Raw genomic sequence first — 22,542 nt, 5'->3', positions numbered from 1 at the left:
TTATTCTTAGGAGAAAGTCATGGGACAACAACCTCTAAAAGTCGCAATTATTGGTGCGGGGCTGAATGGTTTGGCACTCGCATTATCACTGCGTAAATTTGGTATTAAAGCTCGAATATATGAGAAGGCAGCACAACCACGTGCTGACGGTACTGGCATAATTATGTGGCCAGAGGGCATGCAAGTACTTGCGGCACTGGTTGGTGTCGATAAAGTCAAAGCTGCATGCAACCAAGTCGATACCATCTCGACATTAACGGCGACAGGGTTGCCTATCAACACACTCCATATGAGTGACTCTCCGAGTAAAGCCAACGCACCAATTGGTTTGTTTCATCGCAGCCGTTTATACCAACTGCTATTAAATGAGCTAGGGGATGATTGTATCGTCACTAACCAAACCTGCACCGTTGTTCAAAACGACGATGAGCCGCAGATTCTTATCAATGGCGAACCCATTGATGCGGATATTATTGTCGGTGCCGACGGCGTGTTCTCTCAAGTGAGAAAGTTTGTCGCGCCTGATGTGTCACTAAGACAACCGAACGTCTATTGCTGCCGTGGTGAGATTGACTTCAAAGCATCAGAAATCAGCGATGATGAGTGTTATGTTTTTGCGGGTGATAAATCTCGTATCGTAACCTACACCTACGATCGAGAAACCCAAGGCAAATACTGGTTTGCTGCGTGTGCCGTTAAGGAAGGTGAAACGCTGTCTAAACAAACCGTGTTAGACCAGTTCTCTCACTATCCGAGCTATTTACTGGATATGATTCGAGATACGCCTGAATCGAAGATCTTGCCTTCTCCACTCACCGATGTTGCCCCATTTGATACTTGGTATCGCGGCAATGCTGTTCTACTGGGAGATTCCTGTTGCGCTGTACTGCCGACCATGGGGATCGGATTCAGCTTGGGTATTGAGAATGCTTACGTGTTGGCACAAAGCATTGCCTCTAACTTTGAAGGTACAGAGCAAGCATTCAAACGCTATCAGCAGCGTGCTCAGCAACGGTCGCATGAACTGCAAAACATCACACACCGACTCAGTGAGTTGACTTACAAAGACGAGTTCAACCCGGTCGAAGTGGCGGAGCTTTACCAACAGTTCGCTATCGCGAATAGCCGCTCGCCTTTCTAAACAATAGGCTCGTAAAAACGCGCCGTTCGCTAAACTACTTGTTTAAAAACAATAAGCCGCAGCACTTGCTGCGGCTTATGCTTTCTACCGGTGGTGTTCGCACTATTAAATAAGCATTAAAGCTTAAACATACGCGCACTGCGTGGTGGTAAGTTGAAGGTGTGATAGCGAGAAGAAATGGTTTCTGTCGCGCTGCTTAATACGTCTTTGTATTGAACATGCCAATTGAACTCATGCTGGTAAGTATCAACCGTCACGCCACGCGTTTCGCCACACTTGTTAATACCAACCACACCTTCTTTGCCACGCTTAAACAGCAAAGTACATTGGTCACTTAAAATCATGGTCATTGTTTTGCCTTGCATCGCGTTATGAAAGCTCAACATGTTTTTCATTATCGAACTGTTCCACACATTACCCCAACGACCATTATCCTTATCTTCAGAATCAGGAAGATCATCACTATAGATCAACGGCGTACCGCCATCTTTGCCAAGGATATAAGCGTAAGCGAGTTGCTCGTCTTGTGGATCCATAATTTGGTAACGGAAGCCGTCATTGGTTGGAATATCATGTGTGATCGCGAAGGTGATCGAACGATTATCATCGAGTGCTTGGCCGTACGCTTTTGGATCATGCAGTTGGTTCAAGCCACCGCCCATTGAGAATGCCGAGCGAATCGATGCAAACAGCGGGAAATCGTACGCTGCATGATTGGTATTGTTTAAGTAAGGTGCAAGGAACGACTCATAGCCGCTGTTCCCTGCTCCACCGCTGGTAATCACTTCACCGAATACATGCATGTTCGCTGTAATTTCAGGCGTGAACACTTGGTCGATTTGGTACTGGCTCATGTGTTTGACGGCATCAATTCGGAAACCTTTGATACCCATATCCTTTAATGCCTTCAGATATAAGCGCTGCTGTGAAACCACCCAATTATTCGGATCAAGGTCAGGTAAACCTACATCACCCTCAGCCCCACACAAGCGCCAATATTGAACATGACCAGGATCGTTCCAATCTGAAATACAGCCCGCGGCATGGAAATCATTTGCGGATACAAAACCTTGCGCTAAATTACCAAACAGAGTCTGGTCAGCATAGTAGCTTGAACGGCTCGCATAATCGTTTAGCACTTCAGTACCAGGGTAATCCAGGTCACTTCGCTTCCAGCTTTCATTCGCCATATGATTCAGAACCACATCGGCATAGACATCAACACCCACACCTTTGAGTGCGGCAATCATTGCGGTCAAATCTTGTTTGTTGCCGAGAGGAGAATCAATGGTTCGAAGGTCTTGAGGCTGGTAACGCGCCCACCATTGGCTGCCGCTCGATTTCATTGCCGGAGCAACCAGTACTTTTTTATAACCGGCTTGCGCAATCTGATTGGCGTTGGCTGTCACATCTGAATACTTCCAATTGAAAGCATGTAAAATGGTGTCTGCATAAGTAGCTGAACTGAAAGAGCAAAGCGCGAGCGTGGATATGAGTAGGGTGTTTATTGGTTTCATAGAACATATCTCTTATTATAAATTCACGAGAATGATATGACTAAGAAAGATAATTAAAACGACCGATAAATCAGAGTTGAATTAGCGTCACCTTCTGTTGATGTTGATTTTATAAAATTGTGTTATAGCCGATATTATGTGGGATAAAAACGAATCGTTAGGAAATGAGAATTAATTGAATCAAGTTGACTAGAACAAGACAAAGACTTTGGTCGGCTCTTCTAAACTAAGTTATGATTCCTGTTCCCTCAACCGATTGATATTTTTATGCCCTCTTTCTCTTTTTCAATGATCCCTGTTGGGGTTCGATTCATGATCCTCTCCGCTTTTGGATTCGCACTGATGTCTGCGTGTGTGAAATACATCAGCAACTACGGCATACCTGTATTCGAAATTGTTGCAGCAAGGGCTTTGGTGTCTTTGATCATCAGTTATATCGACGTTAAGCGAAAAGGCATTTCGATCTGGGGAAATAACAAACCTTTGTTGTTTGTTCGAGGCGCAGTTGGCACAGCAGCCTTAATGTGTGTTTACTACGCTGTGACCACCTTGCCATTAGCAGAAGCGACCATTCTACAATACGTTCACCCTGTATTTACCGCCCTACTTGGCGTGTTATTTCTGAAAGAGCGCGTCCAAAAATCGACCATGATCTGCATTGCGTTCTGCCTAGCGGGACTATTAGTAATGGTACAGCCAAGCATGAACAGTGGCGCGAGCAGCGAGTTACCGCTATTTAGCATAATGGTGGCGTTATGTGGCGCATTTGGTAGCTCAATTGCTTATGTAATTGTGAGAAAGCTTAGCCAAACGGAAGACAGTTCAGTCATCATCTTCTACTTCCCACTGGTTGCTCTACCAATCTCAACCGCCCTTATCTGGAACGACTTTGTGTGGCCAAGTCTATTCCTTACCGTGATGCTCGTGTTAGTCGGTATTTTCACTCAGATAGGCCAATACGGTTTGACCAAAGCGATGCAAACCCAAGCTGCTGGCAAGGCTTCGGCTTACTCATACGTTCAAATCGTATTCTCAGCGCTATTAGGTGTGTGGATCTTCAATGAGATCCCATCAGTTTGGACTTACCTAGGTGGTGGCCTAATCGTAACAGGCGCGCTAATCAATGTGTTTGGTAAACAACTGTTGGTGCCGTTTAAAGCTAAGTAAACACCAGCTAAAAGAGCTCAATATCAGTTAGCCAATCAGCGATCAAATAGATCTAAAAAGGGCATTGCGGATGATTCCACAATGCCCTTGTCTATAAATGTTCTCTAGCGCGTTTTCATGCCACTAACTGGCAGTATTACGTGATTAACTCGTGGCATTTCGTAACTTGGGATCATCACTCAGATACTCAACAAACTCGATTTCAAAGCCCGCCGGATCCACAAAGTAGACGTTTTTTCGATAAGGTTCTTCGACGCCGGGTTTGGCAATTGGGAAACCCGCATCAACAAGCCGTTGAGTGACACTTTCGATATTATTGGTCACATAAGCGAAGTGCGCGAGGCCAACAGAATGCCCAGCCAAATCTCTATTTTCACCTTCGCCGTGATCACTTATTGCTATGTATTGGTACTCATCACCAAAATGCAGCCAGTTACGTGGCTTACCTGACCACTCCCCTTTTCCCTCATCACGGACATACCAATGAGGGAACGCCGCTTTATAGAAAACCAGCATTTCTGGGATGTCTTTTACCACTAAATTCACATGTTCAAGTTGGATCATTCTTCTCTCCTTAAAGTATTCTCGTAAGCAACGTTGCATATCCTAATACCTCAAGTTAAGTTGAGGTAAAGCACTAATTTGCATTTATTTCGAGAACGTCTTTAGAGCCCAAATTGTCGTATTTGCCGCGATACCAACTTTAAGTTTAGACGACCTAATCTAATGTGACTGAACTCAACCTCAAGAGTCAGCAAACCCTTGATGTATGACAGAGATTAGACGAACCAACCACTGCTTCTTGCTCAATATATACACATATTAATATCCCCTTATTGACTGATACATCAAGTTACAATTCGATTTCATATTAGCCAACAACACTGATCTGGGTTAATAAACGAGTCTCACAATAACCTTACTTTCATTGCGGTCAGATAATTAATAAAAAGGAAGTTAAAGTGAAAAAATTATTAGCACTTGGTATAGCAGCAGCAATCTCGGCTCCAGCAATAGCCGATCACAGCACAATCAATGGTATGGATTTTGGTCCATTAGCAAAGTTAGTCGGCACATGGAAATCAGTCGAAACTGGTGGCGTTGATATTTCTCCAGGTCAAGAAGGCACAGAAGTGGGTGCAGGTGGCCCCGCGGTCACACCATTTTATGAAGTGATGACGTTTGAGGTTGCGGCAGATGCAACCAATGCCAGCGATCAATATCTGGTTGCTCTGTACTATAAGCAAGAAGTATTCAGAAAGGCCGACGACTCTAAATTCCACGATCAACGTGGTTACTTCATCTACGACCAAAAAAATCAGATCGTCTACAACTCTTATTGCGTACCACGCACCACATGTGTCACAGCAGAAGGCCCTGCTGGCGATACAATGACGTTAGTTTCCTCTAAACGTGGTATCGCTGAGTCTGAATACATGACGGACAACGCAACCACCACAGGCTTCACGATGAACATTAGCATTTCAGACGATACGCTAACGTACTCTCAAACAACAGGCTTAGAGATCTACGACAACGCATTTGCTCATACAGATTCGAGCACTCTAGTTAAAGTGAAGTAAAACTAAAAAACGCCTTTCGCAGCTCTGTGAAAGGCGTTGTTGATTAAGTCAATCTCAAGAAAATGACAATCAGTATATTCTCCTAAACCGCAACACACATTGGTGTATTTGAAATGGGGTCTCGAAACACGCTCGCTTTGAGATCAAACACGTTACTGAGCATGGTTTCGGTCATCACTTCATCAGGCGAGCCCTCTGCGATTAAGCACCCTTTTTCCAAAACCACTAAATGGTCGCAATAACGGCTGGCTTGGTTCAGATCATGCAACACAACAACCACCGTTTTTCCTTTGGCATTCATCTGTTGCATCAGGTTCATTAATTCCACCTGGTGAGACATATCAAGGTATGTGGTCGGTTCATCCAACATCACTACGTCCGTATCCTGCGCAATTACCATCGCAATCCATGCTCTTTGACGCTGGCCACCAGACAATGACTCAACAGGCTTATCAGCAAACTCGAGTACACCTGTATCTCGCATTGCTTGCTCGACAATCCTTTGATCGTCCTGTCCTAACCTTCCCCAATGGGATACATAAGGCGAACGGCCATATTCGACCAATTTTCTTACCGTAATGCCTTCCGGGCTGACCAAGATTTGCGGAAGAAGTGACAACGAACGAGCGAGCGCTTTATCGCCATAGCTTGATAGCGGTTTGTCTTCAAACAACACCTCTCCAGCTACTGGCTTGTTAATTCTGACTAACGTCTTTAACAAGGTAGATTTACCGCATCCGTTAGGTCCTATCAATGCGGTAATTTTTCCCTTAGGGATAGAAACCGACAGGTTCGGTATGATCGTTTGTTTGCCGTACGCGACGGAAAGATTCTGCGTTTTAAGCATGGTTACCAACCTCGATAACGATAGAGAAGAAAGATGAAATATGGCGCGCCAATTACGGAAGTTAGAACGCCTGCTGGCAATTCAATCGGTGGTTGTAAACCTCTAGCTAACCCATCAGCGCTGGTAACCAGAATTGCCCCTACCAGTGCAGATGCAGGGATTAACAACTTATGATTATGCCCAAACAACAAGCGTGCTAAGTGAGGTGCCAATAAACCCACAAAACTGATCGTTCCAGCAACAGAAACGCTAACACTGGCAAGCAATACAGCGGCCAATAACGCGAGAGCCTGAATCTGTTTTGGCTTAGTACCCAATGTGGTCGCACTTTCCTCGCCAAGTCCCATCACATCTAATCGCCAAGCAAGCCATAATGCCATAGGCAACAACAAGAGCAGTACACTCCAAATAAACGGGACTTGCTGCCAATTTCTGCCCCAAAGACTGCCTGTTAGCCACACCATAGCCGTGTTGATCTCTATCGGATTGGTGACCAACAAGAAGTCGATACAACTGGCCAGAAACGTACTCACCGCAATACCAATCAGCGCCAATTTGGCGGGTGTTGGCCTTGACCACCAGGCCAATACAGCTATCAGTCCAGCAGCCAATACCCCACCTAACATCGCCACCATAGGAAGCGCACTGACTGGTGCATTGGGAAACCAAACTAAACTCGCTGTCGCAGCAAGTCCTGCCCCAGCACTAATACCCATAAGATCAGGCGATGCTAACGGATTACGTATCACGCCTTGCACTAATACCCCTGAAAGCCCTAACCCTGCGCCCACGCTTATCGCGAGCAACATACGTGGTAGCCGATACTGATGGATAACAAAATCGTCACTGGAAAACGCGACCAAATGTTCGATGACTTGAGGAATAGAAAGTGACGCTGCACCGACAAACAAACCTGCAGATGCCACTAATATGAGAATTCCGGATAACAAAACTATCTTAGTGTGATGATGCATTAAGACCTCCTCGTCGCAATCAAAATAAAACAAGGTGTCCCTAGCAAAGCAGTAATAACACCAACGGGTGTTTCAGTCGGGAAAGCAATCGCTCGCGACAGCGCATCTGACCAAGACACTAATGCTGCGCCTGCCAATGCTGAAATAGGAATCAGTAAATGGTAATTGTGCCCAACCATAGGTCGAACCAAATGAGGCACTAACAATCCAACAAAGCCAATGGGCCCCGCGATAGCGACGCTTGCTCCAGCAAGCAACACGATCGTCAGTCCACTCACGAGGCGAGTAAGCCTGATATTGCTGCCCAACCCCACTGCAACTTCTTCGCCAAGTGCCAGTAAGTTGAGGTTACGAGCAAGGCTCATTGCCAGCACCAAACCAATCACTACAGGCGGCCAAAGCTGTTGCCATTGCCCATCATCCACACTAGACAGTGAGCCCGTAAGCCAATGCAAGACGCTATAAGCCATATCGTCAGCAAGAATCAGCGCCGCACGTGTCAGTCCGAGCAATAACGCCGTAATGGCGATACCCGCGAGAACCAAACGTAACGGATGAGAACGTGCGGAGAAAAAGCCGCCCAGAAGCATCACAGCACCGCCACTTAGCAACGCACCAAGAACCGCATTGAGGATTGGGTTTAGCTCACTGAGCACAGGTATACCTATCGCAGCTAACGCCATGAAACAGGCTGCGCCTGCGTTAATACCAAGAATCGACGGAGACGCCAGTGGGTTGCGCGTTAATCCCTGCATCAATAACCCAGCGACGGCCAAACTCGCACCAATCAATAGCCCCGCATAAGCTCTTGGTGCTCTTAATGTCGCCAATATTTGATGAGTCATGCTGCTTTCATCAAACGCAAACCAGTAGTCAATCAAGTCACTCAATGCTAATGAGAAATTAGACCACCCGGTCATAGAGGCCGCGTAACCAGACAGTGCCAAACACGACACGAATGCCGTAAATAACGTGACTCGCCACGACAGTATTGGCCAGAATCGCTTACTTTTAGAGAACGACATCGTACTCATGATCGGTCCAAGATCTGCTCAAGATTTTTCGCCATTTGTTCTGCCGCTAACATGCCTCGATTCAATGACCAAAGCGCCGGTGACACTTCTACAACTTGCTGTTTTTTTGCAGAGGTTAGTACATTGAATAACGGATTTTTCTGCCAATCATCAACAATATTTGGATGGGAGTAAGCGCCAAGGAGTAACCAATCCGGGTTGGTTTTCAACAACAACTCAAAGCTGGTTGGCAAATATGCCTTCTCTGTTGGTTTCACTATTGGGCTCGCAATGCCTAATGTGGTCAGCACGCCTCCTGCGTAAGACGCTGGGCTATGTAACCACATACCTTTATCCGACACGACAGCAAACTGGACGGTATGTTTGAGCGAGAAATGACTTTTGAATTCGGCCATGGCGTGTTGATGTTGTTGAATTCGTTGTTCCATTGACGATTGCTTGTCGAGAGCGATGCCAATCTTGAGCGCAGACTCCAAATTCTCTTGATACGTCTCGCCGCGGCTTTTCAGCAGCAGAGTTGGTGCGATGCGTTGTAGATCTTGATAGACAGTACGATGACGCTCTGCATCTGCAATGATCAGGTCGGGCTTTAATACCGCAATGGCTTCTAGGCTAGGCTGAGAACGCATGCCAACCGATTCCCATGGTTGAACCAATTCACGCACCGCCGGAATCACTCGCGAAGCATCATTGTCATCAGCAACACCAACAGGAGAAACACCCACCGCAGCTAACGCATCTACAAATGAGAACTCCAACACCACAATACGTTGCGGAGTAGTCGCTATCTCAAACTGACCCTGCTCATCTTGTATGACCCTGGTTTGTGCTGAACTGGATAATGAGAACAAGCTTAAAACCAGCAAAGCTAAGGTTACTGCTACCCTGTTGAATAAAAACGGCCTATTAAATGACAGCAGTCCGTTCGACAGCTGAAATTGATTCGAAAACAAAAGGCGAGAGCTGTTTTCCATATTTAATTTTCCTTAAACGCTAGAACCGTGAAAGCCGCCAAGAGTATTGGCGACTTTTATTCGTTATTACTTTCAATAAATTACGTATTAGAACTGATAATTCAGATCCAAAGTGTAAGAACGTCCCGGTGCTGGATAACGACCGACCGGGCTGGTATCAATACCGCGGAAGTAATAGTCCTCATCAAACAAGTTGTTCACCGCAAGGTTCATGCGCAGCTTACTGTTTTCATCCTTATACAAATCCGAACCTAGGTTGAAGTTCCAGACCATATAGGCAGGTACTTTACCTGTCGCGCCCGTTGAATCTTCGGCACTTGTGTTCGCATTGTCAGAGTAAGACTCGCTGAAGTAGTAACCAGACAAAGTCGTATCTACCTTGCTAAAGGCGTAAGTCGCATCCCAACTAAATTGATGTTTAGACGTATAAGGAAGTTGATTACCTTTGTTTGCACCCTCTTCCTCTATCGTCGCATCCAAATAGTTATAACCAGCGCCGAGGCTTAGAGCTTGCATCGCTTGAGGAATATAACGACCAGAGAGCTCAACACCTTGATGAAGGGTTTTACCAATGTTATCGAAAGTTTGGGTAGCACTTTGCCATTGCAGCTGATCTTCAAAATCAATGCGGTAAAGTGCAATGTTAAAGCTGGTTGAATCTTGGTTGTAGCGAGCACCCAACTCGTAGTTCCACGCTAGCTCACTGCCCTCTTCACCTTTACCACGGATGTAAGCGATTTGTGGTGCACGCAAAGATTTCTGTGCATTGGTGTAACCAACCCATTGCTCAGTCAGATGATATGCCACGGTTAAGCCCGGCAGCCATTCCGTCACTTTATTGTCTGTGCTCTGTGCTGTACCCAGATCATCAAACGTCATATCAATCGATTCGTAACGAATACCCGGCGTGACTTTCAATACGTCATTGAACAAGCCGATTTCATTGCTGATGTAACCAGCAAAAGCGTCAGTATCTAAGTGCCAGTCACGTGGGGTTGTTGTAGCACCACCAGCAATTGGCGTTTGAGTCAGCTTGTAATCAATGTCTTCGTTAACGTAGCGTGCACCCACAATGACGTTTTGCGTTACGGTATTTCCGTCAAAGTACATCGCGAGTTTAGGTTCAACACCATAAACAGCAAATTCACGTGGTGACGTACGAATATCGGTTGATGGTAATGCAGGATCCGCCCAGTGGCCGCCAGCGCTATTAAAGCCCCATTGGAAGAAACGCTCAGAACGGTGGCCAAACGTCAGTATTTCCAATTCAGCACTATCTGCAAGATTCAAGTCATGCAGATACTTCAGGCTCCAACGCGTTGAAGTTCCCTGATATTCATCGTATGGACGCTTCGACTGAGTACGATCTTTTTCGTAATCATCCGGCGATAAAGCACCGGGCATTTGGGTGTCAGCATCATAACGCTGCACGAAGGCTTGTAGCTCTTGAGTATCACTCAATAACCATTGCAATTTCGCCTGGAAGTTTTTTACATCTGTGTCGGAGTGTTCACGGAAGCTTTCACCTTTTAAGAAGTTACCTTCCACTTGAAGTGCTAGCGTATCGGTTAACCAACCACCTGTGCGCAGGTAAAAATCATTGAGCGGCGTATCGCCATCCTCGAATACAGTAAAGCGATTACTGATTTCCGTTTGCCACTCATGTGGAATAGGCTTAGTCACCAAGTTGATCACACCACCGACGTTGTTTGGTCCGTACTGAACCGCCGCACCGCCTCGCACAATATCAATACGATCAAGCATCGACAGCGTTGCTGGGAAAATTGATTGTCCTGTGTGACCATACGGCGCCAGTGTGAGAGGAACACCATCCATGAGGAATTGAGCGTGCCCACTGCGACTCGCTTTCAAACCACGCACCGAGATGTTAGGCAAAACACCGGTGCCTGTTTCATCTTGAACCTTAATGCCCGGTACACTTTGGAAGGCCGAATCAATCGAAAGTGCGCCAGTCTTTTTAATTTGTTCATTAGTCAGAACGGTACGAGCTCCCGGATACTCTTTCACATCCTCAAGTTCTGAATTACCGATCAAGCTGCCCGTCACGACAATCGTTTCCATGGTCGTCGTTTGCGGATCAGACGCGGCAAATGCGCCCATGGAAGTCACTGAAGCGATGGCCATTGCAAGGGCACTTAGACGCAACTTTTGATGTGATTGAGTACAGGGTTTACCATCCAAATTCTGGTAAGGCATGAAAATCTCCTAAATAGGCAAGTTAGGATCAAAGGCCGTGTTTACGATTCGGCGCTTTGATCCTATGGGCTCAACGGCCTCAAAATGAGGCCAACTGTTCACTCATTCGTAGCGAACAAATCAATCGGTTTTAGAGTAGAAAGAGCTCTTAGAAATGAACTAACTCTTAAAACTGAACTAGCTTTTAAAACTGATAGCCGTAGCTGAGCATGAATTCGGCTGGTGCTCCGTAGCCAATCTGGTTAGTACCAGACGTGCCGTTGGTTGCACCCAGAATGTATTCCTCATTAAGTACGTTGTAAGCGTTCGCTTGAACTTTGTGACGACCCGCGGTGTACGCTGCCATCAAGTCAACCGTGGTGTAGTCACCTAGCGCTACCGCTTCATCATTACCCGCGTAACGGTCGCCTACGTATTTCACGCCACCACCTAAACGCCAGTTGTCATCTAACTGATAAGTGCTCCAAAGCGAAAACAGGTGATCAGACACATCGTTTGGCTTTTTGCCTGTATCTTTGTTCTCCGCGTCTAAATAGCTGTAGCCCACCGAAATGTCCCACTGCTCTGTAAACTGACCTCGAGCTTCTAGCTCAATACCTTGGTGACGAGCTTCGATCTTGTAAACAACATCCCCGTCTATATTGGTTTCAGGTTGTTCTTGATCGATTTGGAAGACCGCGGCATTCAGCATCAAAGCGTTATCTAATAGGTAAGCTTTTGCGCCAATTTCTTTTAGATCGGTATGGAAGAATTCTGCTAATTTAGGGTTGATGTATATACCTGAGTAAGGCAATTGCCATGAACGAGCTAAGCTTGCGTACACTGACATATCATTGTTGAGACGGTAGACCAAACCACCACGGTAGCTCACTTTGTCATCGTCTAGATTCTCTTTTGCTGAGCCCGCTTTTTTCTGTTCAAGCTCCATCGAGTCGTAACGCACATTACCGATCACTGAAAGATCACCAAAGGTGTAAACGTCTTGAATGTAGACACCGGTGGTCGTTGTCGTGTTATCACGGAAAGGTTTGAAACCCGGATTCGGTGTTGGACCTGCTACAGGGTTATAGATGTCTTTCGGAGGTAAGGTTTTATCGCTTGCGAGCGTTAAATCGATATTGATCTGATTATAATCCGCGCCGATCATCATTTGATTGGAATCGGTTTCCCAAACTAGCTCAGATTGAAGAGTCGTCGTGGTACGAGGGTCGTAACCGAAGTTATTTACAGTCTGAGATACTTCATTCCCAGTTACCGTTCCTTGGCGCGTACCCTTTTGCTCAAGCTCGATATGGTTGTATGCTGCGCGGTTTGTCCATACCCATTCACTATTCAAAAGCCATTCATAATTAACGCCAACACGAATGCTGTCTGACTCTTGATAGTCGTTCGTGCCACCATAAAACGTGCTTTCAGAGACGTCGACAGGCTTACCATTCTTTGATGGAACACCACGATATGGCACCAGTTCTTGGTGAGAATATTCAACATCGAGATCAATAATGTGTCCATCAGAAGGCATCACTCGAATTGTTGGGGCAATAAAGAAATCATTCGAGTCGACGTGGTCTACATAGGAATCAGACTGTCGACTTTCCACGTTGATACGACCACTGACTTTGTCAGTAAACGCCATCGAGCTGTCAACCTGACCAACAAACAGATTGTTGCTGCCAACACTGCCATTAACGTGAGTAAAGTTGTCTCCGTTAGCACGCTTGGTGACCAAGTTAATGATACCACCCGCAGAACCACGGCCATAAAGTGCGCCCGCAGGGCCTTTTACCACTTCGACTCGTTCAATATTCGCTAAACTTCGGTACGATTGAAGGGTTCCATCATCACGCATCCCGTCACGATACATGTCGTTGAGAGCATCAAAACCACGAATCACAAATTGGTCTCGGCTTCCCTCCCCCAAAGTGTTGTTAACCCCGGCAACACCGTCAAGTGCGTCCACCAAACGTACAGCACCACGGTCTTGCATTTCCGTCTTAGTGACTACTGATACTGCCTGTGGTACATCCAACCATTCAACATCCGTTTTAGTACCCGATTGCGGCATATGCTCCGCGTAACCTTCGTACTGATGCCCAATAACTTGCAGAGTTTCATCTACCGCGACGTCTTCTGCTGCCATTACATTTGACATAGTGGTCATTGCGGTTAATGCACCTCCAATTGCCAAAGCGAGCGGGGACAAGGCCAATCTAATGTTCATTTTCTAATTCCGTTTTAGTTTATAAAATTACAACAGTGCGAATGAAAACAAATATCATTTGTGTTTGCAATATAAATTTTATGATCTATATTTGTTTCCCTTATGCAACAAGCGTAGTGACACAATAGTCAATAAAAACAAAGTGATAACAAAACACTCTTTCCTTAAACCTTGAAAGAGACCGCTTGGAAGTCATGTGTGAGTAGGTAACAACAACGTTAGAAAATTAGGAAAAGCCCATGAAATCTACGATTATTATCGTGAGTCATGTCGTGAATGACGCAGTCACTCATGGCTTCGTACCGACAGCAAAAGCGATGGGTCTCCACGTCGTTTTAGTCACTGATCAAAAACTCAACCACTTAAAACTGGCGAATGAAGATGACCGCTTTAATCCAGATGAAATTCTAGAGTGCGATGTGTTCAACCCTCTTGAACTCATCGAAATCATCACAGAGCAAGATCTAGAACCTCATGCTGTTTTCAGCAACAGCGACCACCTACAAACCTCAACCGCAATCTGTGCACAGTTCTTTGGCCTACCTGCTAAAGATTGGAATGTGACGCTCAAGGCGAAAAACAAATACTTAACTCGTCAGGTTCTCAACGAAAAATCGTTACCTAATACTCAAAGTGTTTTGTTAAGTCGAGAGAGCGCTCCTGTATTCGATTTCGATTTTCCTGTCGTTGCGAAGCCCAAAGAGGGTGTGGCTAGTTTAGACGTGCAGCGCTGCGATTCTGCGGCTGAGCTGGATAACTATTGCGATATGTTTTGGCAAAAGCACCCTACGACTCCCATTTTAGTTGAGGCGTTTTTACAAGGTCCGCTTATCACTGTCGAAACCATTGGCGACGGGGAAAATTTGATCGCACTTGGTGGGTTCGATGTAGAACTCTCTGCGCCACCTTACTTCATCGAAACTGCTGCGAGTTGGAATGGTATTAACAGCGTTCACTACCGTGATGAATGTATACGTCAGCTTCAAGAGTTCGGGGTGGGGTTTGGTGTCTGTCATAGCGAGTTCATCATCACAGATTCGGGGCCGGTAATGGTCGAGATCAACTATCGAAGTATTGGTGATGGCCGGGAATTTTTGCTTGATAACCTCAGTGGCGGGAATTGGTTCAGTTCCATCTTAAACCTTCACTTGGGTTACAAAATCGATCCCACATTTCGTATTGATGGCAATGCCCATGTGCACTATGTAGTGGCCCAACAAAGCGGTTTGATTGAAGGATCATCAACCTCTTTCATCCACCAAGAGGGCGATATTGTCATTCAACAGCAAGTGCTTAAAAAGGTTGGCGAGACGTTCCAACAAAGTTATTCCAACAAGGATTACTTAGCGAGAATTTCGGTCGTTTCTCCTTCAGGCCAAACTCTAGAACCCGCACTACAACAGGCAATCTCTCGCTTCAATCTAACATCAAAAAACGAGGTAACAGCATGAATGAAAACGCGTTATACCTCACTCAACGGTTAGTCGATACTTGCTTACGTGAAGATTTGTTCGGATTAGTTTCTCAAAGCCAATTTAAATCTCAGCTCCCGAGTTCACTCAAGCTATCTTCTTATCCTCGCAATCAAATTTGGGCCATTTTTTCAGGTTCAGACTTTACGCTCTACCTGCCAGTTACTCCGAGCTATTACATGCAGCGTTGGGTATACGGTCAACCAGATGGTTCGAAAGGTGATGGTTGGCTCATCGAGAGAAATGGTGTCGTTGAAACCCAGCAGCACTATCAAGATTGGATCGAATTATTGAAAGCAGGCGCTCACGAAAGCTCGCATTCGTTATTAGATGGTTATTTGCAAGAACTCGAATGCGCAGAAAAACATAAGGGATTGTGTGATAGCGCCTTCAGTCAGCAATCCGAATCACTCATGCTGCCGATTTCTCAACTAGAGCGTTGGGAGCAAAAGCTATTGCGTGCCGATCAAATCGCATCCTATCTTGACCACCCTTACTACCCGACAGCACGTGCTAAGTTCGGCTTAAGCGATCACGATCTAGAACAATTTGCGCCAGAATTTGCACAAAGCTTTGAACTTCGTTGGCTCGCAATCGAAAAGTCTCTGGTTACATTGACCAGTCCACAACCTGAATGTTGGCCAACGATGGTGCAAGTGGGTCTGCCCGCCGACTTTACTCTTAGCCATGAGTTATTCCCCGCACATCCATTGACACTAAGGAGTCTTGATGGACTTCCTGACGGTATTATCAAAGCTCCGCTTGCCTATCTAGAGGTGACTCCAACTTTATCAGTACGTACTGTGGTCGTGAATCAAGCACCACAGATCCACATCAAGGTGCCGCTGATCATGCGATCTTTAGGTACTAAAAACATTCGCCTAATCAAACCATCCACACTCTATGATGGGCATTGGTTTGAACGTTTATTGACGCACTTAGAGCAAACAGATCAAGATTTACACGGCACGCTTTTCCATTGTAATGAGAAGCATGGCGGCCATGTTGGAGACGATAAAACCTTTGCTTACATTGTGCGTGAATACCCGCGGAGCTACTTCCAAGACAAAGCACTGGTGCCTGTGGCTGCCCTTGCTAGTCCAATGCCTGACGGACGTTTGTTCTTGGAACATCTCGCCGAACAGTATTATCAGCAAGATACGCTGACTTGGTTTAAAGATTACGTTGATCTGCTATGCAAAGTGCACCTTACATTGTGGATTCGTTACGGTATCGCTTTAGAGTCTAACCAACAGAACGCCATCATCGCATTCGATGAGCAAGGCAAGATGACCTTAGCCATGAAAGACAACGATGCAGCGCGTATTTGGCCAGAGCGTTTCCAAACGTTTGAGCAACAATCGCCCGTAAAATGCGATCATCTTTTAGACCAGCGCATCACAGTAGACAGCGAGCTTGCTCTTGGTCAGATGTTTACCACCATTACTTTGCAGTTAGACATTGCCGCGATTGTGGAAGCAATGGCGACGAAAGGAATCGCCACATCAGCTTATCTGTATGAAATGGTCGCCAATAGCCTCTCACAACAGCTTAGCCAATTGGGCAAACAAGGACACAACACCAAGCTCGCAAACGAGATGTTGTTTGAGTCACCCAGCCTATATGCTAAGTATCTATTGAGCTCGGGGAGCTTGTTGTCTAAAGAGGCGTCTGGCGCAAGCGATATCAATAAGTTCTATGGCTTGTCGGCACCAAACTTTTTATTGCTAACCAGCGAAGAAGCACAACACGCTTACCTTGAAAACATCAAGCAGAGCGTGAGTTAGCCCATCATGACCAAACTCATCTATTGCGTGCTTTTAAGCCACTTTATCGCCGCGTTTGCAGCTTTAGGAATGCCGTTGTTTTTGCCAATGGTATTGCCGACATTGGATGCAAACATTACTTCGGACTGGGCGGGGGTACTGTTCATTTTACCCACCTTTTGCACTGCCGTTGCGGCGCGTTTTTGGGGGCAGTTTGCTGATAAATATGGCAGACGTCGCTCTCTATTACGTGCTCAACTCGGGCTTGCAGCAGGCTTCGCGCTGTGCGGTTTAGCCGATAATCTCTCAATGTTTGTGTTTGGTCTTATCATTCAAGGAACCTTTGGTGGCACCATGGCCGCCTCAAACAGCTACTTATCCAGTCAAATCAACGATGCGAAAGCACTCGGTAAATCACTCAATAAAACTCAGCTTTCTGCCCGTCTGGCGCTAATTATTGCTCCAATTGGGCTTGGCTGGAGTTTATCAGAAACAAACCCGTTGAACGCGTATCTGTGGCTGTCTGCTTTGCCGCTATTCGCGCTATTGATCACCTTAACATTACCCATTGATGACTTAACGAAATCTAAGGGGATTGTAAAAGATCAGGCATCGAATAAAGCTCAATGCAGCCAAGTCAATTCGTTAAATACGCTTTATTGGGTGTTTGGCGCGCAGTTCAGTTTTGCTTTCGCCATGGTCGTCACGTTCCCTTATTTCTCACCTTATGTGCAGCAATATGGCGTGACCAGCCAAGCGTGGATTGGATTTTTGTATGCCCTCCCACATGGTGTTTATCTCCTCTTTGCAGGGAAAGTTCATCTGTTCTCAGAATGGATTGATCGCCACCAGCTTGAACGCAATCAAGCGCAACGTACTTTATGGCTGGGCTTTGGTTTGCTTTCACTCAGTGCCGTAATGCACCTCACTCCTTATCAAGAAGTGTTGATTATTGCTCGTGTTGTTTTCGGACTTGGCATGGTTTGCTGTTATCACGGCTTGCATCAAGCGTTAGCAAACCAAATTGATCGACGACAAAGCGGCAAAGTATTTTCGCGCTTTGATGCTATGTCTAAATGGGGGGGCGTTGCGGCTGGGTTAAGCGCGTCTTTCATATCAAGCCTGGGCTGGCTTGAGGTTCCTTTCATACTTTCTATGTTGGTCAGTGGCATTACAGCTATCGCGCTGATCATCCATTCAAAATTTGGACATCAACATGTTACAGACTCAATTATCTCAAAGTGAATATTTCGCTGAAGACCAAGTTCTTCAAAATCATAAAAAAGTACTGCTAAACCGAGAAAAAGCCCAACTCAATACCATCATGGGTGTGGTGAACTGTTACTTACGTGAATACGCGATACCCAATGAACAGGTTGATTGGTGCTACAGTTCTGCCTCTCTGCCTCAAACTTTGAAAAGAAACTACAACGCTCACCAGCGCGTGGCCATTCACCTACCTCACCAAAGTCAGCCTCAGAAAAATGGCTTGATGGTTTTACCTGTTGAGTACACCAGCAAACTGGGAAAAGTGAAGCTCTGCGATACACCTTGGGCCAAAATGCCCGGCTCAGCTTGGTGTAAGCTGGACGCGACGCAAACCCTGACGCTTCTACTCAGTTACCTAAAACAAGTGCTGACGATTCCATTCAATCACGAGTTGATCGAGCAAATGGAAAACAGTTTGTTGATCACCGAGCAGTTCCTAAACTCAGACAGATCACCTCAGCATCACAATGCGTTTATCGCATCAGAGCAATCGTTACTTTGGGGACATACTTTTCACCCAACGCCAAAGAGTCGATCAGGTGTCAGTATCGATGATCTGCTAGCGTGCTCCCCTGAGGTTGGAGCGAAAGTTCCTTTGTATTGGTTTAAGGTGGATACTGCGTTGCTCGACGTCTTGAGTTCAGATGACCGAACCTCACCAACGACCATGCTTGAACAACTTGCACCTGACGAAGACAAACCAGCAACTACCATGCTTTACCCTTGTCACCCTTGGGAAAGTTACACACTTTTGCAAAACCCAGTGGTCAAAACGGCCATTGAACGAGGCAAAATCATCCCGCTTGGATTAGGTGGTGAAACACTCTTACCCACCTCATCAGTGCGCACTCTGTATCACCCAGATATGGATTGGTTTGCTAAGTTCTCTATCAATGTACGTTTAACCAACTGTGTACGTAAGAACGCATGGTATGAGCTCGATAGTGCCGTTCAATTAACCTCAATTCTGCACCCCATCAAAGAGAGTGAGCAGTTACGTAATCCTGTCTTCAAGGTAATGACAGAACCTTACGCAACCACATTGAATCTAGAATCTGTGGCTGAACAAGAACATGCTGATGTTATTAAGGCTCGAGAGTCATTTGGTATTTTATATCGAGAGAATTTCACTTTAAGCGAAACCGATATTTTGCAGCCAACGTTAGCGGGTGCGCTCTTTGCTTACGACACAGACGGGAACAGTTGCATTGCCACTCAACTCAAACAAAAAGCCCAAACAACACAAAGCCAATATGAAAATGTCGCCACTCTATGGTTTGAGCGCTATCTGCATTGTTTGATTCCAGGCGTCTTTAACTACTACTTCAAGCATGGAGTTGCATTTGAACCTCATTTACAAAATACGTTGATTGGATTTGAAAAAGACATGCCATGCTGTGTATGGATTCGAGACTTAGAAGGCACTAAGCTGCTACCCGAGTTTTGGCCATCAGCGACTCTTCAGCAACTTTCAGAGCGTGCTCGTCAATCGGTGTACTACAGCCGTGAGCAAGGTTGGAACCGTATCGGCTATTGCACCTTCATTAACAATATCAGTGAAGCGATTTTCTTTATTGCTGAGGGGGACTCAGCACTTGAAAATACGTTATGGGGAACTTTAAAAGACGCCATCGTCCGCTGGCAGTCGATCAATGGTCAGCAACCCGAACTAATGGTATTGCTTAACGATGGTCATTTCCCTAGCAAAAACAACTTCACAACACGTTTGATGAAAAATGCCGATAAAGAGTCTGGGTACACTCAAGTAGCAGCACCTTGGCCTACTCATAAAAGAGGAGCTCACCATGCTTAATTCGCCTCAACTTCCTGAGAACATCCACCAAGAAATACACCAATTGGCCAAGCAACAAACTCAACCATTATGTGCTTATCTTTATGATCTCGATGCATTGGAGCAGCACATTAAGCAGATGCGCCATGTATTGCCAAAAAACGTAGAGCTCTTTTACGCCGCGAAAGCGAACCCTTCAGCGCCAATACTGCGTACTTTAGCCCCTTATGTTGATGGTTTCGAAGCGGCATCAGGCGGAGAGCTTACACACCTTCACCAGCAACAACTCAATCAACCACTGATCTTTGGTGGCCCAGGGAAAATGCCAAGTGAACTAGAGCAAGCAATTGAACTCGATGTTGATGCGATTCATGTAGAGAGCCTCACTGAGTTACAACGCATTGGTACTTTAACTCAGAAGTTGAATCGACCGGCTTCGATCTTCTTACGTATGAACATAGACATTGGTGACATCACGCTTAGCAAGTTAGCCATGGGGGGGAAACCCACACCATTTGGACTCGACGAGGGTGAACTCAATAACGCCTTGATGTATCTGCGCGACTTTCCTTTGATAAAGCTAAAGGGCTTCCACTTCCACTTAATGTCACATCAACTTGAAGTCGATCGCCACCTCGCCTTGATGCAACGTTATTTCCAAGTCGTCAAAGAGTGGCAAAAGGCATTCTCACTCGATGAGCTGAGCATCAATCTAGGTGGCGGTATGGGAATCAATTACCAAAACCCGAAGCAACACTTTCCTTGGATGGAGTTCTGCGACAAATTGGAGTTCTTGATTGCTAAAGAACATATACAAGACTGGAAGCTACGTTTTGAATGTGGTCGCTACATCTCCGCACCGTGCGGTTATTACGTGATGGAGGTACTGGATATTAAGCAAAACCTTGGTGAGAACTTCGTGATTGCTCGTGGTGGAACACATCATTTCCGTACGCCAGCTGCACAAAACCATGACCATCCTTTTGCTATCGTGAAAAGTAGTCAACAACCCACCATTTCACATCCGATAAACCATGCTAAAGCCACGTTGGTTGGACAGCTTTGTACTCCAAAAGATGTTCTGGCACGAAATCAACATATCGAGCAAATCGATATCGGTGACTATGTGGTGTTCACCCTAGCAGGCGCTTATGCTTGGAACATCTCACATCAAAACTTCTTAATGCATGAACCTCCGGTGTTTCATTATTTCTAAGCACTCCGTCGTGCTCTATGGTTTCTAACTGACGGTTTGATTTGAAACTCCATGGAGCTAGCTAAGACCACAAAATAAAAAAGGCGTTAGCAAACTCAAGTCTACTAACGCCTTTCTTATGTTTATCGTAGCCCTTTTTCCAAACAACTACAGACTCAAACATCAAAGACTAGTATTTGATGGCTGTTTTACCAATCGAGGCACTGCTTTCAATACGTTGGTGAGCATCTTTCAGTGTATCCACACCAAAGCCATTTAGGGTCGTGGTAAGCGTCGTTTTAATACGACCAGCATCAATCAGGTTCGCAGCTTGGAATAGGATGTCTTGCTGCTTCTGGATATCGTCGGTGTTAAACAGTGAACGCGTGAACATCAGTTCCCAAATAAAGCCCGCAGATTTACCTTGCAGCGCTGATAAGTCAATTCCGCCATCGAATTCTACAATCGAACGATCATGCCTTGTGGTGCGATCAACTCAACCATCGCGTCCCAGTGCCCTTTTGTATCAGCAACATTGAAGATGTAGTCAACATGTTGAATGCCTTGCTCTCGCACTGACTCGACAAGATTACGGTGGTTCACCACATAATCCGCTCCCATATCCCTTACCCACTGTTCCGTTTCAGGTCTTGAAGCTGTTGCGATAACTTTTAGGTTGGTCAGCTGCTTAGCCAGTTGAATAGTGATCGAACCTACACCGCCCGCTCCACCAATAATCAGAATAGACTTTTTCTCTTCAGGACGAACACGTAGGCGGTCAAACAATGCTTCCCATGCCGTAAGTGTTGCTAGTGGCATAACCGCTGCAGCTTCATCAGAAAGACTCTTAGGCGCTTTAGCGGTAATACGGTAGTCCACAGCTTGGTATTCTGCGTTAGCCCCTATACGTGTTACGTCACCCGCATAGTACACACGGTCACCGACTTCGAAGCCTTCAACGTCTGTGCCTTTGCCAACAACTTCACCAACTGCGTCATAGCCCAGTACTTTTGGCTGCTCAAGTGTTTTGTCTTTGGCATTACGAATGCGAATTTTGGCGTCAGCAGGGTTGATAGAAGTCGCGCTCACTTTTACCAGCAAGTCATTATTTTTTAGTTCTGGCAGACTCGTTTCAAACTCAAATAGGCTTTCTTGTTCTGCAATCGCTAGTGACTGAGTAAATCCGATTGCTTTCATTGTTAATGGTAATGACATGATACTTCTCCTTAAATTCGATAATTGAATCTTAGAGACTTCTCGCTTTAGATAAACAGCCTAATATTTGAATTATTATCAAATAATTTTTGATAATGAGATGTGTATGCGCAGGCAAAATACTAAGATTAGCAATTAGAAAATGCCTAATTTATGGG

The 22,542-nt window shown here is 45.6% G+C and carries 16 protein-coding genes and 1 pseudogene; 8 read left to right on the top strand and 9 right to left on the bottom strand.

Going from position 1 to position 22,542, the window contains the following annotated elements:
* The first annotated feature begins 19 nt into the window (after window positions 1-19).
* Complete coding sequence (locus ATB74_RS03620; RefSeq protein WP_061016611.1) at window positions 20-1,141, top strand: FAD-dependent monooxygenase; 1,122 nt, start codon at window positions 20-22, stop codon at window positions 1,139-1,141.
* Between the two features lie 116 nt (window positions 1,142-1,257).
* Here the strand turns inward: ATB74_RS03620 and ATB74_RS03615 are convergent, their stop codons facing one another.
* Window positions 1,258-2,658 (bottom strand): alpha-amylase family protein, encoded by a 1,401-nt coding sequence (locus ATB74_RS03615; protein WP_061016610.1) that lies wholly within the window; start codon window positions 2,656-2,658, stop codon window positions 1,258-1,260.
* Between the two features lie 267 nt (window positions 2,659-2,925).
* On the opposite strand from ATB74_RS03615, the gene ATB74_RS03610 reads away from it, so the two are divergent.
* The gene (locus tag ATB74_RS03610; RefSeq protein ID WP_081090052.1) at window positions 2,926-3,825 is read left to right on the top strand and encodes a DMT family transporter; all 900 of its coding nucleotides are present in this window, start codon (window positions 2,926-2,928) and stop codon (window positions 3,823-3,825) included.
* A 144-nt stretch (window positions 3,826-3,969) separates the two neighbouring features.
* Here ATB74_RS03610 and ATB74_RS03605 read toward each other — a convergent pair whose 3' ends face one another.
* Window positions 3,970-4,389 carry a VOC family protein gene (locus ATB74_RS03605; protein WP_061016608.1) on the bottom strand — a complete coding sequence of 140 codons (420 nt, stop codon included), beginning with the start codon at window positions 4,387-4,389 and terminating at the stop codon, window positions 3,970-3,972.
* Window positions 4,390-4,787: 398 nt separating this feature from the next.
* Between ATB74_RS03605 and ATB74_RS03600 the strand changes: the two genes are divergently transcribed.
* Window positions 4,788-5,408, top strand: coding sequence for a heme-binding beta-barrel domain-containing protein (locus tag ATB74_RS03600; RefSeq protein ID WP_061016606.1), 621 nt, complete (start codon window positions 4,788-4,790; stop codon window positions 5,406-5,408).
* An 82-nt stretch (window positions 5,409-5,490) separates the two neighbouring features.
* Here the strand turns inward: ATB74_RS03600 and fecE are convergent, their stop codons facing one another.
* From fecE to ATB74_RS03570, 6 genes are all read right to left on the bottom strand, one after another.
* The gene (gene fecE / locus ATB74_RS03595; RefSeq protein WP_061016604.1) at window positions 5,491-6,255 is read right to left on the bottom strand and encodes a Fe(3+) dicitrate ABC transporter ATP-binding protein FecE; all 765 of its coding nucleotides are present in this window, start codon (window positions 6,253-6,255) and stop codon (window positions 5,491-5,493) included.
* 2 nt (window positions 6,256-6,257) lie between these two features.
* Window positions 6,258-7,229 (bottom strand): FecCD family ABC transporter permease, encoded by a 972-nt coding sequence (locus ATB74_RS03590; protein ID WP_060980466.1) that lies wholly within the window; start codon window positions 7,227-7,229, stop codon window positions 6,258-6,260.
* Window positions 7,229-8,263 carry a FecCD family ABC transporter permease gene (locus ATB74_RS03585; RefSeq protein WP_061016602.1) on the bottom strand — a complete coding sequence of 345 codons (1,035 nt, stop codon included), beginning with the start codon at window positions 8,261-8,263 and terminating at the stop codon, window positions 7,229-7,231. The genes ATB74_RS03590 and ATB74_RS03585 overlap by 1 nt, the downstream gene beginning before the upstream one ends.
* The gene (locus tag ATB74_RS03580) at window positions 8,260-9,237 is read right to left on the bottom strand and encodes a Fe(3+) dicitrate ABC transporter substrate-binding protein (protein ID WP_061016600.1); all 978 of its coding nucleotides are present in this window, start codon (window positions 9,235-9,237) and stop codon (window positions 8,260-8,262) included. Before ATB74_RS03580 ends, ATB74_RS03585 begins: the two co-directional genes overlap by 4 nt.
* Window positions 9,238-9,324: 87 nt before the next feature.
* Window positions 9,325-11,454 carry a TonB-dependent receptor family protein gene (locus ATB74_RS03575; RefSeq protein ID WP_061016597.1) on the bottom strand — a complete coding sequence of 710 codons (2,130 nt, stop codon included), beginning with the start codon at window positions 11,452-11,454 and terminating at the stop codon, window positions 9,325-9,327.
* Between the two features lie 184 nt (window positions 11,455-11,638).
* The gene (locus ATB74_RS03570) at window positions 11,639-13,675 is read right to left on the bottom strand and encodes a TonB-dependent receptor (protein WP_061016595.1); all 2,037 of its coding nucleotides are present in this window, start codon (window positions 13,673-13,675) and stop codon (window positions 11,639-11,641) included.
* Window positions 13,676-13,914: 239 nt separating this feature from the next.
* Between ATB74_RS03570 and ATB74_RS03565 the strand changes: the two genes are divergently transcribed.
* The 5 genes from ATB74_RS03565 to ATB74_RS03545 are packed head-to-tail and all read left to right on the top strand — an operon-like array spanning window position 13,915 to window position 21,190.
* Window positions 13,915-15,126, top strand: coding sequence for an ATP-grasp domain-containing protein (locus ATB74_RS03565; RefSeq protein WP_060980471.1), 1,212 nt, complete (start codon window positions 13,915-13,917; stop codon window positions 15,124-15,126).
* Entirely contained in the window at window positions 15,123-16,934 is a 1,812-nt protein-coding gene (locus ATB74_RS03560) for an IucA/IucC family protein (protein ID WP_061016593.1), read from the top strand. The genes ATB74_RS03565 and ATB74_RS03560 overlap by 4 nt, the downstream gene beginning before the upstream one ends.
* A 6-nt stretch (window positions 16,935-16,940) precedes the next feature.
* Window positions 16,941-18,158, top strand: a complete 1,218-nt coding sequence (locus ATB74_RS03555) for an MFS transporter (RefSeq protein WP_061016591.1) — start codon at window positions 16,941-16,943, stop codon at window positions 18,156-18,158.
* Window positions 18,130-19,995, top strand: a complete 1,866-nt coding sequence (locus tag ATB74_RS03550; RefSeq protein ID WP_061016589.1) for an IucA/IucC family protein — start codon at window positions 18,130-18,132, stop codon at window positions 19,993-19,995. Before ATB74_RS03555 ends, ATB74_RS03550 begins: the two co-directional genes overlap by 29 nt.
* Complete coding sequence (locus ATB74_RS03545) at window positions 19,988-21,190, top strand: type III PLP-dependent enzyme (protein ID WP_061016588.1); 1,203 nt, start codon at window positions 19,988-19,990, stop codon at window positions 21,188-21,190. The genes ATB74_RS03550 and ATB74_RS03545 overlap by 8 nt, the downstream gene beginning before the upstream one ends.
* A 169-nt stretch (window positions 21,191-21,359) precedes the next feature.
* On the opposite strand, the pseudogene ATB74_RS03540 reads toward ATB74_RS03545, so the two are convergent.
* Window positions 21,360-22,384: pseudogene (locus ATB74_RS03540) on the bottom strand (zinc-binding alcohol dehydrogenase family protein).
* Window positions 22,385-22,542 lie beyond the last annotated feature (158 nt).

The sequence above is a fragment of the Vibrio splendidus genome, assembly GCF_001557875.1.
In the GTDB taxonomy this organism is placed as follows: domain Bacteria; phylum Pseudomonadota; class Gammaproteobacteria; order Enterobacterales; family Vibrionaceae; genus Vibrio; species Vibrio splendidus_F.
Note: the sequence above shows the minus strand (reverse complement) of the source record. Positions and strands in the feature narration are given on the sequence as shown.

Excerpts from the sequence above, each read along its gene's own strand:
- ATB74_RS03560 (WP_061016593.1), top strand. The coding sequence starts at position 15,123 with ATGAATGAAAACGCGTTATACCTCACTCAACGGTTAGTCGATACTTGC.
- fecE (WP_061016604.1), bottom strand. The coding sequence starts at position 6,255 with ATGCTTAAAACGCAGAATCTTTCCGTCGCGTACGGCAAACAAACGATC.
- ATB74_RS03610 (WP_081090052.1), top strand. The coding sequence starts at position 2,926 with ATGCCCTCTTTCTCTTTTTCAATGATCCCTGTTGGGGTTCGATTCATG.
- ATB74_RS03570 (WP_061016595.1), bottom strand. The coding sequence starts at position 13,675 with ATGAACATTAGATTGGCCTTGTCCCCGCTCGCTTTGGCAATTGGAGGT.
- ATB74_RS03575 (WP_061016597.1), bottom strand. The coding sequence starts at position 11,454 with ATGCCTTACCAGAATTTGGATGGTAAACCCTGTACTCAATCACATCAA.
- ATB74_RS03555 (WP_061016591.1), top strand. The coding sequence starts at position 16,941 with ATGACCAAACTCATCTATTGCGTGCTTTTAAGCCACTTTATCGCCGCG.
- ATB74_RS03550 (WP_061016589.1), top strand. The coding sequence starts at position 18,130 with ATGTTACAGACTCAATTATCTCAAAGTGAATATTTCGCTGAAGACCAA.
- ATB74_RS03545 (WP_061016588.1), top strand. The coding sequence starts at position 19,988 with ATGCTTAATTCGCCTCAACTTCCTGAGAACATCCACCAAGAAATACAC.
- ATB74_RS03590 (WP_060980466.1), bottom strand. The coding sequence starts at position 7,229 with ATGCATCATCACACTAAGATAGTTTTGTTATCCGGAATTCTCATATTA.
- ATB74_RS03605 (WP_061016608.1), bottom strand. The coding sequence starts at position 4,389 with ATGATCCAACTTGAACATGTGAATTTAGTGGTAAAAGACATCCCAGAA.
- ATB74_RS03615 (WP_061016610.1), bottom strand. The coding sequence starts at position 2,658 with ATGAAACCAATAAACACCCTACTCATATCCACGCTCGCGCTTTGCTCT.
- ATB74_RS03580 (WP_061016600.1), bottom strand. The coding sequence starts at position 9,237 with ATGGAAAACAGCTCTCGCCTTTTGTTTTCGAATCAATTTCAGCTGTCG.
- ATB74_RS03565 (WP_060980471.1), top strand. The coding sequence starts at position 13,915 with ATGAAATCTACGATTATTATCGTGAGTCATGTCGTGAATGACGCAGTC.
- ATB74_RS03585 (WP_061016602.1), bottom strand. The coding sequence starts at position 8,263 with ATGAGTACGATGTCGTTCTCTAAAAGTAAGCGATTCTGGCCAATACTG.
- ATB74_RS03620 (WP_061016611.1), top strand. The coding sequence starts at position 20 with ATGGGACAACAACCTCTAAAAGTCGCAATTATTGGTGCGGGGCTGAAT.